The sequence below is a fragment of the Streptomyces sp. NPDC048506 genome, from assembly GCF_040651315.1.
GTDB lineage: Bacteria > Actinomycetota > Actinomycetes > Streptomycetales > Streptomycetaceae > Streptomyces.
In genome coordinates, this window is the sequence record NZ_JBEZIX010000015.1 from 106,941 (window position 1) to 121,449 (window position 14,509).

Annotated in this window: 15 protein-coding genes; 6 read left to right on the top strand and 9 right to left on the bottom strand. The window is 71.0% G+C overall.

The annotated features are described in order from the left end of the window. Positions 1-150: 150 nt before the first annotated feature. Both AB0C96_RS14780 and AB0C96_RS14785 read right to left on the bottom strand, forming a co-directional pair. Positions 151-2,982, bottom strand: a complete 2,832-nt coding sequence (locus tag AB0C96_RS14780) for a SpoIIE family protein phosphatase (protein WP_362917291.1) — start codon at positions 2,980-2,982, stop codon at positions 151-153. A gap of 239 nt (positions 2,983-3,221) precedes the next feature. Continuing rightward, a complete protein-coding gene (locus tag AB0C96_RS14785) occupies positions 3,222-4,190 on the bottom strand; it encodes a cyclase family protein (RefSeq protein WP_362917293.1) in 969 nt (322 codons plus the stop codon). Positions 4,191-4,423: 233 nt separating this feature from the next. Here AB0C96_RS14785 and AB0C96_RS14790 point away from each other — a divergent pair, with 233 nt between their 5' ends. Together AB0C96_RS14790 and AB0C96_RS14795 are read left to right on the top strand one after the other, a co-directional pair. Next, complete coding sequence (locus AB0C96_RS14790; RefSeq protein WP_362917295.1) at positions 4,424-4,654, top strand: hypothetical protein; 231 nt, start codon at positions 4,424-4,426, stop codon at positions 4,652-4,654. Between the two features lie 34 nt (positions 4,655-4,688). Further along, on the top strand, positions 4,689-5,354 hold the full coding sequence (locus tag AB0C96_RS14795; protein ID WP_362917297.1) for a hypothetical protein: 666 nt from the start codon (positions 4,689-4,691) through the stop codon (positions 5,352-5,354). Here the strand turns inward: AB0C96_RS14795 and AB0C96_RS14800 are convergent. The 5 genes from AB0C96_RS14800 to AB0C96_RS14820 form a co-directional block, all read right to left on the bottom strand. Further along, the gene (locus AB0C96_RS14800) at positions 5,320-6,072 is read right to left on the bottom strand and encodes a tRNA-dependent cyclodipeptide synthase (RefSeq protein WP_362917299.1); all 753 of its coding nucleotides are present in this window, start codon (positions 6,070-6,072) and stop codon (positions 5,320-5,322) included. The two genes, AB0C96_RS14795 and AB0C96_RS14800, sit on opposite strands and share 35 nt — an antisense overlap. A gap of 447 nt (positions 6,073-6,519) precedes the next feature. Further along, on the bottom strand, positions 6,520-7,059 hold the full coding sequence (locus AB0C96_RS14805; RefSeq protein WP_362917300.1) for a GNAT family N-acetyltransferase: 540 nt from the start codon (positions 7,057-7,059) through the stop codon (positions 6,520-6,522). 179 nt (positions 7,060-7,238) lie between these two features. Continuing rightward, complete coding sequence (locus AB0C96_RS14810) at positions 7,239-8,102, bottom strand: RNA polymerase sigma factor SigF (protein ID WP_362917302.1); 864 nt, start codon at positions 8,100-8,102, stop codon at positions 7,239-7,241. A gap of 249 nt (positions 8,103-8,351) precedes the next feature. Next, positions 8,352-8,729, bottom strand: coding sequence for an ATP-binding protein (locus AB0C96_RS14815; protein ID WP_362917304.1), 378 nt, complete (start codon positions 8,727-8,729; stop codon positions 8,352-8,354). Between the two features lie 214 nt (positions 8,730-8,943). Then, positions 8,944-9,438, bottom strand: a complete 495-nt coding sequence (locus tag AB0C96_RS14820; protein ID WP_362917305.1) for a TetR family transcriptional regulator — start codon at positions 9,436-9,438, stop codon at positions 8,944-8,946. Between the two features lie 96 nt (positions 9,439-9,534). Here AB0C96_RS14820 and AB0C96_RS14825 point away from each other — a divergent pair, with 96 nt between their 5' ends. Then, positions 9,535-10,593: an FAD-dependent monooxygenase gene (locus AB0C96_RS14825; protein WP_362917306.1), complete on the top strand. Its 1,059-nt coding sequence runs from the start codon at positions 9,535-9,537 to the stop codon at positions 10,591-10,593. A 36-nt stretch (positions 10,594-10,629) separates the two neighbouring features. Here AB0C96_RS14825 and AB0C96_RS14830 read toward each other — a convergent pair whose 3' ends face one another. Further along, on the bottom strand, positions 10,630-11,529 hold the full coding sequence (locus AB0C96_RS14830) for a helix-turn-helix domain-containing GNAT family N-acetyltransferase (protein ID WP_362917307.1): 900 nt from the start codon (positions 11,527-11,529) through the stop codon (positions 10,630-10,632). Between the two features lie 461 nt (positions 11,530-11,990). Here AB0C96_RS14830 and AB0C96_RS14835 point away from each other — a divergent pair, with 461 nt between their 5' ends. From AB0C96_RS14835 to AB0C96_RS14845, 3 genes are all read left to right on the top strand, one after another. Next, the gene (locus tag AB0C96_RS14835; RefSeq protein ID WP_362917309.1) at positions 11,991-12,239 is read left to right on the top strand and encodes a hypothetical protein; all 249 of its coding nucleotides are present in this window, start codon (positions 11,991-11,993) and stop codon (positions 12,237-12,239) included. 86 nt (positions 12,240-12,325) lie between these two features. Then, positions 12,326-12,742, top strand: a complete 417-nt coding sequence (locus AB0C96_RS14840; protein ID WP_362917311.1) for a peptidase inhibitor family I36 protein — start codon at positions 12,326-12,328, stop codon at positions 12,740-12,742. Positions 12,743-13,011: 269 nt separating this feature from the next. After that, the gene (locus AB0C96_RS14845; RefSeq protein WP_362917313.1) at positions 13,012-13,626 is read left to right on the top strand and encodes a CBS domain-containing protein; all 615 of its coding nucleotides are present in this window, start codon (positions 13,012-13,014) and stop codon (positions 13,624-13,626) included. A gap of 103 nt (positions 13,627-13,729) precedes the next feature. Here the strand turns inward: AB0C96_RS14845 and AB0C96_RS14850 are convergent, their stop codons facing one another. Then, positions 13,730-14,263, bottom strand: a complete 534-nt coding sequence (locus AB0C96_RS14850; RefSeq protein ID WP_362917315.1) for a DUF1648 domain-containing protein — start codon at positions 14,261-14,263, stop codon at positions 13,730-13,732. Positions 14,264-14,509: the final 246 nt, after the last annotated feature.

Genomic DNA, 14,509 nt, shown 5'->3' on the forward strand with positions numbered 1-14,509 from the left:
ACGACGGGGCAGTGCTGCTGGGCGTTTCGCGGGGGCGGCGGCGCCGCGTCGTGCGGCTCGGCGCCGTACTGCCGGCAGGGGGCTGCCGGTATCCGTCACTCGGTGTCCGCCATGCTACGACCCGCTTTGAGATGAATGCCGGATGGACCCCTAGATAGCGGGAATGTTGTCGAAATGCACTTCCGCGGTGCCGAGCTTTCCGCCCGACAGTTCCAGTGCGCACTCGGCCCAGATGACCTTGCCGTTCGTGGTGTAGCGGGTGCCCCAGGCCTGGGCGAGTTGGGCGACGAGGAACAGGCCGCGGCCGCCCTCGTCGGTGGTGGCCGCATGCCGCAGGTGCGGGGCGGTGCTGCTGGCGTCGGCGACCTCGCAGGTCAGCGTGCGGTCGTAGAGCAGGCGCACCTGGATGGGGGTGCTGCCGTAGCGGATGGCATTGGTGACCAGTTCGCTGAGCAGCAGTTCGGTGGCGAAGGCGACCTCGTCCAGCCCCCATGCGGTCAGTTGACGGGTGACCGCGGCGCGGATGCCGGAGACGAGCGCCGGGTCGGCGGCCAGCTCCCAGGTGGCGATCCGGTGTGCGTCCAGGGCATGGGTGCGGGCGACGAGCAGGGCGATGTCGTCGGTGGGGTGGCGGGGCACCACGGTCCGGAGCACGTCCTCGCAGGTCTCCTCGGGCGGGCGGTTCGGGTGCGCCAAAGCACTGCGCAGCCGGTCGAGGGCCACGTCGACGTCGCGGTGGCGTTCTTCGATGAGTCCGTCCGTGTAGAGGACGAGCTGGCTGCCCTCGGGGAGGTGGCACGTGATGGTCTCGAAGGGCAGCCCGCCCAGGCCCAGGGGTGGGCCGGCCGGCAGGTCGGGGAAGGTGACGGTGCCGTCGGGGTGGACCAGCGCGGGCGGGGGGTGGCCGGCCCGGGCCATCACGCACTGTTGCGAGGCCGGATCATAGACGGCGTACAGGCAGGTGGCGCCGATGATGCCGGTGCGGTCGGTGGTGATCTCCTCGCTGCCCTCGTCCCGGTCGAGGCGCCCGACGAGGTTGTCGAGGCAGGTGAGGACCTCGTCCGCCGCGAGGTCCAGTTCGGCGAAGTTGCGGGCGGCGGTGCGCAGCCGGCCCATGGTCGCCGCGGCGTGCAGGCCGTGGCCGACCACGTCCCCCACGACGAGGGCGACGCGGCTGCTGGACAGAGGGATGACATCGAACCAGTCCCCGCCGACCCCGGACTCGGAGGGCAGATAGCGGTAGGCGATCTCGACGGCGTTCAGGTCGGGGAAGCTCTGCGGCAGCAGGCTGCGTTGTAGGGCGAGGACCGTGCTGTGTTCGCGGGTGTAGCGGCGGGCGTTGTCGATGCAGATGGCGGCCCTGGTGGCGAGCTCCTGGGCCAGTGACCGGTCGTCGTCGCCGAAGGGGGCGGGGTCCCGCGAGCGGTAGAAGCTCGCCACGCCCAGGGCGATGCCGCGGGCGAGGAGGGGGACGGCGATCAGGGAGTGGACGTTGTGGTCCAGGAGCCGCCGGGCGTGCCCGGGGTCCTGGGCGATCCAGCCCGTGGCGGCCCGCAGGTCGGGTTCCAGTACCGGCTCTCCGCTGGCCAGGCAGCGGAGTTGGGGAGTGCTGGGGAGCAGGTCGACCGGCTCACCGGCGGGGTAGAAGGGGCAGTCGCCCCGATAGCCGTGGACCACCGTGCGGTGCAGGTCGGCGCGGGGGTCGTTAGGCTCCTCGCCGCGCAGTACCGCCTCGGGGAGGTCGATGGTGACGAAGTCGGCCAGGCGCGGGACGGCCATCTCGGCGAGTTCCTCGGCGGTGCGGCTCACGTCGAGGGTGGTGCCGATGCGGGCGCTGGCCTCGGACAGCAGCTCCAGGCGGCGCCGGGCCGCCACCGCGTACGTGCCGACCCCCGGCTCGCCCACCAGCACCAGCCCGCTGGTCATCCGGTCGGCGGTGCGTCCGGTGGCGCCGGGCGGGCGGGTCGTCGGGGCGGCGCGGCCGGGCACGACGTCGGGACGACGCCCGGTCGGCGGGACGGCGGGGGCGAGGATCTGCTCCGCCAGGAGGTCGGGAGCGGTGCCGCCCGTGGCGGGGACGGCGAGGCGCTGGTGCCGCGCCGGGAAGATCGCCTCGATGGCCACGCCCTCCACCCCGGAAGGACTGGTCACCGGGCGGCTCAGCAGGGTGACCCGTCGGCCGCTGGGGAGCGGAACCTCGATGGCGGCCCGCTGCGCCAGGGAGATCAGATCGGTGGCCCGCTCCTTGAGGATCATCTGGTCCCGCCAGTCCAGCCCGCTCTCGGCGAGCTCGCCCAGCACTCCGTCGCCGATCGGCGCGTGGTGCCGGGCGTCGAGGTAGGCCTCCAGCAGAGCGCGCTCCCGGGCCGAGCTCTGCTCCAGGAGTCGCCGTTCGATGGCTCCGGCCGCTCTGCGGATCACGCCGTTCAGCTCCGCGTCCGCGTCGGTGAGCGGGTAGCCGAAGCAGAGGATGCCTTCGATGCGTCCGCTGAGCAGGTCCCGGATGGGTATCGCCGAGCAGGCGTTGGACTGGGAGCGTTCGGCGAAGTGCTCGGCGCCGTACACGTTGATCAACTGCCGCTCCGCGAGCGCCAGCCCGATGCCGTTGGTCCCGCCGAACTGCTCGGCGAACACGAAGCCGGGGACGCTCTGGATCGCGGCCAGGTGCCTGACCTGAGAGGCCTCGCCGAATCGGCGTTGCAGCACCGCCCCGCGCCCGTCGGCGAGGGACACGTTCATGTTCCTGCCCGAGAACAGGGCCTGTAGCCGGTCCAGTACGGGCCCGGCGGCGTGCACGAGCGGACCGTCCAGGTCGAGATCCTGGCGGTAGGGGAGCTCGCATCCTTCCGGTGAGAGGCCCAGCGCTTGGGAACGCTGCCACGAATCCAAGATCGGACTTCTGACGGTCCCCTCGACCGACTCGCCGTGAAGGAACCGGTCACGTGCACGTACGGGGCCGAGGTCAACTCCCACGAGCCCCATCCACATCACTTCCCCTGTCGGTACCTGCCGCCATGGCCACCGCACAACGGAGCATCTGTACCATTTGATCCAATTGTAGGGCTTCGTCTATGCGACAGTACCGACCGTGGACGGGGAAGAGAAGCGCGGATTTCCCGGGGTGCCGGCCGGGCCGTCGGGCCGGGGACCCTCTCGGTCCGACGGCCCGGCCGGCCGCTCGCCGCCGTGATCGCCGGGGTGACGGGGCCTGCGCCGCGCCGTCACAGGATCGCGACCGGGGTGACCGGCGAGCCCGTGCCGCCGGGGATGTTCAGCGGGGCGACCAGCAGCAGGAACGCGTAGCGGCCCGCCTCGGCGCAGGCGGCGGAGAGCGCTTCGAGGTCGAGGTTGTCCAGGAGGGGCACCCCCATGCCGGCGATCGTCAGCGCATGGACCGGGGAGTGCACACCGTCCACCGGAGAGGGTCGCACATCGCTGTCGCCGTCCCCGCCGAGCAGGGCGATACCGCGCTCGGCCAGCAGGGGCACGGCGTCCACATGGAAGCCCGCGCTCGCCGTGTCGGGGTTCCAGGCGCCCCGCTCCCGGCGGCGAAGCGGGCTGCCGGAGCGCAGCAGCACCGCATCGCCCTCGCCGATCGTGACGTCGAGCGCCCGCTCCGCCGCGACGATGTCCTCGGCGTGCACGGCCCGTCCCGGCTCCAGCCAGCCGCCCCCCGCGACGGCGGGCAGGTCGAGGAGCACACCCGTGGTCACGAGCGGACCGAGCGCCGAGACGGCGCCGAATCGGGCGCCGCCGGCATCGACGAGCTCGCGCGCGGTGCGGCCGTCGTAGAGCTGCCCCCGGTAGGCGATGTGGGACAGCGCGTCCAGGTGGCTGACGGCCTTGCCGTGGTAGTCGGCCGCGATGAAGTCCTTGTGGGTGGTGGGTTCGGGGGCTTCGACGTCGCCGAGGTCGGACATGTAGTGCAGGGCGGGCTTGCCGTTGTCGGGGCCGGGTGCGGTGTTCCACGGGCGCGCCAGCGGGACGACCGTTCCGGACCGGACCAGGGCGGTGGCCCGTCGCACGTGGGTGGGGGTCACGCGGTTCCACGCGCCGCGGTCGGCGGGGTCCCACCGACCCCAGGTGCGGACCGTCTCGAACAGCGCGTCGAACTCCCGACGGGAGACGGCGGGCCCGTTGTCGGCGCCGGTCGGTGCCGGGGTCGGCGTCTCGCCGGGGTTGCCGGTCATCTGCTGCTCAGCGCTCCAGGGTGGATGGGCTGCCGTTCGCCCGATGAATTTTACTATTGTTCCGATTTGAGGCAGTTGCTTGTAGGGTCCTCTGTGTGTCTCCGTGACGATGCGGTCCTGAGTGGTTCGTGAGGAGGTGAGCGCCGTTGGTCGATGGCCTCCGTGGGGCGATGAGGCGGTGAGTGCCCAGGCCCCAGAGGCAGTTCACGCACGCGTTGGAACTGGGAGAAGTCATGAAGAAGGTCATCGCGATAGCGTTCATCGCCGCGCTGTTCAGCGTCGGTGGCGCCGGTCTCGCTTCCACAGCCACCGCGTCGTCGAGCCCCCCGCCGGGCGGCGACCTCACCACCACGACGTTCCACTGCCCGCCTCCGCGCGGCACCTTCACGGTCCGGGCGGATGCCTGGGTGACCGGCCAATACGAGTGGTATTACGGCCAGTACGGCTGCACGCACACCCTGTGATCCCGGGGGTGGCGCCCGCGTCTACCGCTCCGTCGTGAACGGCCACACCTCGGCCGAGCACATCGACTTCACCGAGTCCTTCAACAACGGTGCATACCTCGGGCATGACGTCGGCTGGTACCTCGACCACGTGGGTGGTCCGGGCAGCCACTGGTTCGTCTACCTCGACCACGGTGACGGACACACCTATGTGGACGTCGACCGGGACACCGGTGCCTGGGGGCCGGTCTTCCTCTTCTGGGACGCCACCGACACCCGGCGCCTGGCGCTCTCCCTGCCCGACTGGTTGCGGGAGTTGGGCGACTGCGTGCAGCAGGCGGTGGCCGAGGCGGGGACGGAAGACATCGCCGCCTTCGGGACGGCGTTCAACAGCCGGTGGTGGGACGCGGAGGATCGGGTGTTCGTCGCGCCCATCCCCACGTCCGACGCCAGGGCGTCCGACGACCCGGTGCTGCGAGCGGCGGCCGCCGGGCTGCCGGACGACGCCCGCCTCGCGGACCTACGGCCGGTCGCCGGAGTCGCCGAGGTCGACTTCGGCCACCCGGTGAGCTGTCGCTACGGACGCCGGCACGACGGGGCCATCCTGACCGCGGTGCCCTGGGACGGCGACCAGGTGTGCTGTTCGGGGAAGTTGGTGAGCCCGGCGGGGCGTGCCGCGGAAACGGTCAGCGTCCTCGGAGTTGAAGGGACACCACGATGAGGTCGCGCAGTTCTTTCGGTGCTCCCCCGTGTTGGCCCGCGGCGATTTCGTAGAGGGTGTCGAACGATCCCGGGTAGAGCATGACCGGCAGGCCGCGTTCTTTGAGACAGCAGAAGACGGCGTACTCTTCCAGGAAGTAGTCCGAGGACCTCCGGATACGCCGTTCCAGGTCTTCTGGCGAGGCTCCATCCGAATGCTTGCTGTGGTAGCGGCGGCCGAACGACTCGACGGAGGCACGGAACGCGGCGTCCTCGTCGAAGTAGTCCCGCAGGACTCGGTGGTACCCCTGGTAGGCGTCCCAGGACTGGACCTCACTGCACTTGACGAAGGTGAAGTCCGTGCGCTCCCGCAACTCTTCGAATGCTGGGGCGTGATCCCTGATGAATTCACGCCCCAGGCGCAGCGCCTCGCTCAGGGCTTCCGACGGATGCAGACCGCGAGTGGATTCCAGGGTGATGCGATGGATGCTGTCCCCGACGAGCACGGTGCACCGTGGAAATCTCTGGGATATCCAGTCGGCCATGCTGCGTACCTTGTCCTGGCGGAAGTTGCTGTTCTCCAGGCTGATACCCAGAAAGCAGTCGCCGTGTGCTTCGAAGGTGTGCTGGCTGGCGGCCGGCGAGACAAACGAGATCGCGGCCTTGTAGCGCCTTTTTGGTGCGGCTGGAGGGAAAACCGTCTTCGGAAGGGCGAGGGCGGATGTCACTTCGGACGGCATGGCACCAACCAGGTGTGGGGGTGGAAGACAGGCGACGGAAGCCGCATTGCGGCGCGCTGTAGCGCGTCTCGCGACGACCGAACAGATGTTCCTTCGGTGAACTGTAAACCTACCGTAGGGTCGGCCGCGTGCTCGATACAGCAGGTTTTGAGCCAGTTGATCACGCGGCGATGAGGGGCTCTCCGGTCTGCCGAACGCATCCGAACGCACCCGGACGCACCGCTGCGACACTGTTGAACGACCGCCAACTCACCGGCTCCGAGCGGAACGCCGGGCATGCGAGGCGGGCCGAAGGCTCCGCCCGGCGATGGCTGAATTTCGCGCAGGCTCCGTCTCTGCACCGCCCGGCGCAGGGAACGCGCCCGCATACGCAGCGAGAGGGGGCCTCCGCTGGAGCGGACGCCCCCTCGCACCCGCAGCCCGATCGAACGACCCCAGCGGAGGACGTCAGCTCCTCGCGCTACGGGCGATGCGGTACAGCACGTTCGGGCGCAGTGGCCCTTGGGGCTCGGTGAGGTCATCGAAGTCGTCGGCCGGGTCGCGGGTCATGCCGATCCGGCGCATCACCGCCTGCGAACGAAGGTTGGTGGCTGTGGTGACAGCGAGGATCTCAGGAAGCTCAAGATTGTCGAAGCCATGGGCCAGGACCGTCAGCGCAGCCTCGGTGGCGTAGCCCTGGCCCCAGGCCGAGCGGGCGAGCCGCCAGCCGATCTCGACTCCTGTGAACGGCATGTCGTCGTCCACTTCGTCCAAGCCCGCGAAGCCGATGAACGCGCCCGTGGCCTGCACCTCAACCGCCCACCACCCGTAGCCCCGTCGGTCGAAATCGGCCTGGAACCGTGCCACGCAGGCATCGCTCTGTTCGCGGGTGAGCAGGTCGCCCAAGTGTTCTCGAACCTCGGGATCGGCATTCAGCGCCGCCCACGGTTCAAGGTCGGAGTCATGCCATCGGCGCAGGACGAGGCGAGGGGTACGTAGTTCAGTCATGCTGCCCAGCCAACGTGAGCTCTGCGCCCGAGGCAATCTCTTTTCTTCCGGGTCGCACCGCCGCCCAGAAGCATCCTCCACCACGGGCGTTCCGGGCTCAGCGCCACGCACGTCAGGTGGGCCCGCGGGGCCTTCCGCGGTGCCCCTCGTACGGGCCCGGGGCCGCCGGGCCCGGCGCATCAATGGCGGCGGTCGGCGAGCATGCCGGCGCGGAGCTTGGTCAGGGTGCGGTTGAGCAGGCGGGAGACGTGCATCTGGGAGACCCCGAGTTCGGCGCCGATCTGAGACTGCGTCATCTCCTGCCCGAACCGCAGCTCGATCATGTGGCGTTCGCGGGCATCGAGCTTCTGTAGCAGCGGGGCGAGGGTGCGGAGGTCCTCGACGGTCTCCAGGGCGGGGTCGTTCTCGCCGAGGACGTCGGCGAGCGGGCGCCGCTGGTCGGACGGATCGGGGTCGGAGGGGGTGTCCAGGGAGTCCGCCGAGTACCCGTTGGCCGCGATGAGGCCCTCGATGACCTCCTCCTCCGACAGGCCGAGGTGGGCGGCGAGTTCGCGCACCGTGGGGTCGCGGTCGAACGCGAGGTGCAACTGCTCCTTGGCCTTGGCCAGTTCGGAACGCAGCTCCTGCAACCGGCGGGGAACGTGCACGGCCCACCCGGTGTCCCGGAAGAAGCGCTTGATCTCGCCCAGGATGTAGGGCACCGCGAACGTGGAGAACTCGACCTCGCGGTCGAGGTCGAAGCGGTCGATGGCCTTGATCAGGCCGATCGTGCCGACCTGGATGATGTCTTCCATGTCGTCGCCGCGGTTGCGGTAACGGCGGGCGACATAGCGGACCATCGACATGTTCATCTCGATGAGGGTGTTGCGCGCGTACTGGTAGGTGTGGGTGCCCTCTTCGCATTCCCGGAGCCGGTCGAAGAACCGTCGGGACAGTTCGCGTGCGTCCCTGGGAGCCACCGAGCCCGGGTGCGGTACGTCCGGAAGGCCGACTTCCTGGTCGATGGTGTGCTCGGTCGAGGTGTCGCTCACGACGATGCTCATCATGCCTCCCCGTCCGCCCGGCACGCGCGGGCACCTGTGCGGCCGCTTACCCGCCTCCGGCTCCGGCATGCGTCGGGCACCGGAAGATCACCGGGGAGTGTGGCCGCGCGCGCTCCGTACGACCGCCACCGTGACCTGCGCGTCGACGACGGTGACGGCCACGCCCGACCTTGCCCGAACTGGTCCGGATCCGGGGCGCGTTCACCGGCGCACTCCCTCACCGTCCGCGGGTCGGGAGCCCCGCCCCGGTCACCACAGCCGCAGCGCGACGTGGATGCCCTTGCCCTTCCCGTCGGCGGTCGGCGTGATGGCGACGGCCGTTGCGAGCCGACGGACCAGGGGCCAGCCGTAGCCGCCGATCCGGCCCGCCCGGTCGTCACCGGGGAGGGAGGGGCGGACGGGACTCGCGTCCTCGACCGTCACCTTCAAGCGCCCGCCGGTGATGCGCACGGCGAAGCCGGTGAGCCCGCCCGCGTGCCGCAGGGCGTTGGTGACCAGCTCCGAGGTGATCAGCAAGGCGTCCATCACCACCGCCTCGTCGACGGGTCGGTGACAGGTGTGCAGCAACGCGTCCACCCGCTCCCGCGCTTCGGCCGCGGTGGCGGGTACGTCGATCGTCCGGGTCACCGTTCACCTCCCTCGTGATGCAGCGTCCGGCTTCCCTCTGCCGTTCGCCTACCCCTTGTGCGGCGAATCGTGCCTGCCGGTCGATCAGGCCGGTGAGGGCGGTCCGTGCCCGTCGGCTCCTCGGCGTAGCGGGATGCGAGCGTCCGGGCGATCTCCGTCACGCGCTCCCGGAGCGGAGCGGGTCGCCCGGGTCCTCACGGACGGGCCGTGCGCATCAGGACGCTTCGGTGGCGAGCGCGCGGAGTTCGGCGACCACGTCGGCACCCGAGGGCGCGTGGTCCGGGTCGACCAGCCACTGGAGCATCAGTCCGGTCAGCAGCGCCAGCGGTACCGAGCCGCCGAGCCCTGCCCGTCCCTCGCGCTGGCCCTTGGCGAGGTGTTCGCGTACCTCTGGGGACCGCTCGGCCTGAACGGCGGCCTCCAGCTGGGCCACCCACAGCGCCCGGTGTGTGGTGAAGCTGTCGATCAGGATCTGCCAGCGGCGTTCCGGTTCCTCGACGGCGTCACCGCCGGCGAGTTCGTCACCCAGTTCGTCCACCGCTTCCACGAGCGCCTGGGTGAGCAGGGCGTCCCTGGAGCCGAAGTGGTAGCCGATGGCGGCGTGGCTGACTCCGGCGGCCGCGGCGATGTCACGGACGGTGGTGCGGGCCCAGCCCCGTTCGATCAAGCACTGCTTGGCCCCGGCGAGCAGATCCTCTCGATTCCCCATGACGGCACCCTAACCCACGGCTTGACCAAATGGATTATCCATTTGGTTTGACCATACGGTTTGACCATTTGGTCAAACCGGCGCTACGGTCCTGCCATGCCGAAAACGAAGGTTCTGATCTCGGGCGCGAGCGTTGCCGGACCCGCCCTTGCCTCCTTGCTGCACCGCGACGGATACGACGTCACCGTGGTCGAGCGCGCTCCGGCCCCCCGGGACAGTGGTTACGCGGTGGACTTCCGCGGCGCGGCGTTCGACGTGCTGGACGAGTTGGGCATCCTCGACGAGGTCCGCGGCCACGCCACCGCGATGCGCGGCACCACCTTGGTGGACGAGACGGGTGCGGTGACCGGACAGCTGCCCGCCGAAGCGTTCGCCGGCGAACTCGAAGTGCCGAAGCGGGAACTGACCCGGATTCTGCACCGGATCACCTCGGATGACGTGGAGTACGTGTTCGGCGACTCGATCACCACGCTGACCCCGCACGCGACGGGCGTCTCCGTCACGTTCGAGCGCACCGCGGACCGCGAGTACGACCTGGTGATCGGGGCGGACGGGGTGTACTCGCAGGTCCGACGGCTGGCCTTCGGCCCGCACGCCGACGCCGTGCGGCATCTGGGCCTCTCCGGCGCCGGGTTCACCACCACCAACTACCTCGGCCTCGACCACCGTGGGCTGTTGCAGCACTCCAAGGACACGGCGATCTACCTGTTCAGTGCGGGGGACCCGGACCGGCTCACGGTCAGCCTCTCCTTCGCCACCGCCTCGCCCGACCTGGACCGGCGCGGCCGTGGCGAACAGCAGGAGGCCGTGCGGGCCGCCTTCGCCCGGCACGGCTGGCAGGCGCCCCGGCTCCTGGACGCCATGACCGCGGCGGACGACTTCTACTTCGCCTCCACCTGCCAGGTCCACCTCGACCGCTGGTCGCGTGGCCGGATCGTGCTCGTCGGCGACGCGGGGTACTGCGCCGCGCCCACCAGCGGTATGGGCACCTCACAGGCGCTCATCGGCGCCCGGACACTCGCCCGCCGACTGGCCGAGGCGGGCGGCGACCACACCGCCGCGTTCGCCGCGTACGAGACGGAACTCCGCCCGTACGTCGCCCGGAACCAGACGCACGGCCAGCAGGCCACGGCCATGTTCGGCGGGGGCGAGTGACCCACCCCCGCCGGGCCGCTTCCCGGGCGGGTGGCCTCACTCGGGTGCAGGTCCGGTGATCCGCTTCTCGAACCAGTGATGGGCGTACGGCTCGTCGTTGAAGGGCTCGACCTCCTGGAAGCCGCAGGAGTGGTACAGGCCGATCGCGGCGGTGAGCGCCTCGTTGGTGTCCAGCCGCAGCACGTGGTGGCCGTGCCGGGCGGCCAGCGCCTCCAGTTCGGCCAGGAATCTGCGGCCGAGGCCGAGGCCCCGTGCGTGGGGCGCCACCCACATGCGCTTGACCTCGGCCGGGGCGCCGGGCGGTAGCTTCAGGCCGGCGCACCCCACGGGTTCGCCGTGCAGCCGGGCGACCAGCAACAAGCCGTGCGGGGGCCGGAGTTCGCCGAGGTCGGGCAGCAGGCTCCGGGCGGGGTCGAAGCCGGTCTCGAAGCGGTCCTGTACCTCGGTGACGTAGGACCGCAGGCAGTGCTGGGCGTCGGGATGGTCCGGGTCGACGGTGTCCAGCGTGACCGTCGTGGCGGTCAGCAGCCGGTCGACCTCGGCCATGGCGGCGACCAGCCGGGCGCGCTGGGCGGCGTTGAGCGGTGCGAGCAGGCGACCGGCCAGCTCGTCGCTGCGGCGATCGAGCGTGGCGCGTTCCGTGCGACCCGCGTCGGTGAGACGGACGGTACGCACCCGTCGGTCCTGCGGGTGCGGGTCCACCGTCACCAGTCCGTCGGCCTCCAGGGAACGCAGCAGTCTGCTGACGTAACCGGAGTCGAGTCCCAGGCGCTCGCGCAACCGCCGTACGTCCCGGCCCTGCTCGCCGATCTCCCACAGCAGCCGGGCCTCGCCGATGGGGCGGTCGCGCCCCAGGTAGTGGTCGTGCAGCACGCCCACGCGTTCGGTGACGGCGCGGTTGAACCGGCGTACCTGGTCGATCTGCGTCGCATTCATTCTCTGACTCTAGTCAGGGAATTGGATTCGGGGCGCGCCCCGGGGCCGGCGCGCCGTCACCGGAGCGGCCGGGTCCGGACGCATGCGTGGGCCCGTCCGTGCAGGTGGCGGCGCGGATCGTGCGGGGACGTGCGCTCTGTCGACGTCGGGAGCCGTTCACTCCACCGGGGCACCGGCCGGGGCTGGCTGGCCGGTGGCCCGACTGCGCGATCCCACGATGCCTGATCTGGTGGAACCGCAATGATCACTACTCATCCAGGAGAGCCACGCACCGTCTCCCCCTGGCCAGCGCCCCGCCCGGCGGGGTTCCGGGCCGGCACCGTCCGGGCACACCGCCACGACGCGGCCGCAGACGCAGCCTCTATGCGGGCTCGGCCACCACCCTGCTGCTGACCTGCGCACTGGCCGCGGCCGGCGCACCACCGGCCCCCGCGTCCCGACCGGCGGCAGCACGCTATCCCGTGCGCGTCGGCGCCTACGTGGCCAACTTCGGCTCGGACTCGGTCTCGGTCATCAACGCCCAGGTCCGGCAGGTGATCGCCGTCGTACGCGTGGGGCCGCTGCCGCACAGCATCACCACGGTGCCGGGTGGACGCGCCTATGTGACCGAGAACGGCGGTGGCACGGTGACCGTGCTCGACCCGGACTCGCACGAACACCGCGTTGCTCCGCGCGGCAAGGGACTCGTACAACGCTGCCCGGAAGCGTGACAGTGACATGAACGTCGCATGCGGCTCCGACCGTTGCCGCACACTCGCCTCTACGGCCCTGGTCCGGTCGGGTGAGTCCTCGGCCGGTGCGCACGATCAGCCCAGGACCGCCCGTACGTCCGGCGAATGCGGCACTCGGTTCCCTGGCCGCCGCGGCCGCCCTCGCCCTGGCCACCACCTGTCCCGCGCGAGCCGGCACGAGCGCGGCGCCGTCCGCCGCGGCGCCGGGCACTGCGGCGGCCGACGCGCAGGCCCGCGCCGCGGCCGACTGCCCGCAAGGTCTGGTCTGCTTCTGGTCGGAGCCCTCCTTCAGCGGGGAGATGCGGGCGGTGCCGGATCCGCAGCACGAGTGCGAGGCCACGCCGGTCCAACCCGGGCGGTCGGTCTACAACCACGGCGGCGGGTCCCGGACCTTCTTCTCGGGACCCGGCTGCTCGGTACGGGTCGGCACGCTGGAGCCGCGCGGCTCCGCACGGTCCATCGACGTCTCCAGCTGGCGGTGAGGTGACGGCCGGCGAAGACCCCCTTCGAGCGTCGCCTCACCTGCCCGGTGGTCGGCGTCCCGCATGATGGAGACAGACGAGGCGGTGGCGGCATCGAGCGGCACGTACTCCTCCGTCGGGCCACCTGCCGGCCGACGGCACGCCCGGGACGGGACCAGCACCTCCCGTCGGGTGGCCACCCCGCGGTGCGCCACCCCGCCCCACCGGCGCATCCGGGCAGGTGGGCAGGTGGGCGCGTACGCACGAGACTCGGAAGGGACGGGCGCGAGATGAGGCACCGCAGCGTCGCCGATCTGATGACACCCAATGCCGTCGTCGCCCAGCCGGGCACCCCGTTCCAGGAGATCGCGCGGTTGCTCTACGAGTACGACATCACCGCCGTTCCGGTCGTCGACGAGGACGAGCGGCCGGTGGGGGTCGTCTCCGAGGCCGATCTGCTGCGCCGGCCGTCCGACGAGCAGGGCCGGAACACCGCCGGTGCGATCATGACCAGCCCCGCCGTGGTGGCGCGGCCCGGGTGGAGTGCCGTGCGGGCGGCCCGGACGATGGAGGAGAAGCGGGTCAAGCGGCTACCGGTGGTCGATGAGTCCGGCCGGCTCATCGGAGTGATCAGCCGCCGGGACCTCGTGCAGCTGTTCCTGCGGAGGGACCGTGCGATCCAGGAGGAGATCCTGGAGGACATCCTGACCCGCACCCTGGGCGTTGCGCCCTCCGCCGTCACGGTGGACGTCGCCGACGGAACGGTGACGCTCAGCGGCACCTTGGAGCGCAGGAGCCTCGTGCCCATCGCCGTGCGCCTGTGCGAGAGCGTCGACGGTGTGGTCGAGGTGATCGACCGGCTCACCGCCGTCGAGGACGACACCTCGGCCGGACGCCCGGAATGACGGCCTCCGGGCGGACCGGCCCGCGAGTGGCGATGCGCCGGCCGTCCCGGACGCGGCGACCGCCGGGCCGGCCGGATGGTCCCCGCGAGCCCTGATCACCGGCTCAGTTCACGGGTGTCCGACGGTCGCGTACCGAGGCCACCACCGTCAGCACCGTCCCGGCGAGCATCGGCGCGACCATCGCGACGAACAGCCAGCCGGGCACCTCGCGTTCCGGCGCGGAGCGCCACAGCGCCCCGCAGCCGATCAGGAGCGACAGGCCCGTGCACGCGTTGAGCACCAGCACCGCCCGGGCCATGCGGAGCGCCGAGGCGCGGGTGCGCGGCCGCTTGAGCGACGAGCGCACCAGTGCATTGCCGAACGGCCCCGCGCCGTCCGGCAGTTCGGCCTGCGGGGTCACGCGCAGGGTCAGCTCGGCGCAGGCGGTCAGCAGCACCGTCACGCCGAGGTGGACGAACACCGGCATGAAGGCGCTGCCGACCGACCGGTCCGTCCACTCGTCCACCCCGTTGGTGCCGATGTGCCCGGGTATGCGGCTCGGCAGGTGTGGGTAGCGGACGATGCCCCAGAGGGACAGTGCGGTGAGCAGCACCGCGTTGGGGAGGAGCCACAGTCGTACGGAGCGTGAGAAGACCATGGGAACGATTGTCCGGCGACGGGTGCGAAGGGTGGTGCGTTTTGACGGACTGCGGGCGTAGGGGGAGTGGCCCTGCCCGTGGGGTGTTCTCGGTGCATTTCGGGTCGGGCACGGCAAGGGGGCGCAGTGCGCGGGCCTTCCCTCGTGGCGGCGCAGGTGAGTGCTCCCGGGCGATCTCTACGCAACCTTGACACCGAACTGCTGTGCGCGCCGGAACCATGTGTCATGTCCCGGCAATCTTGATCA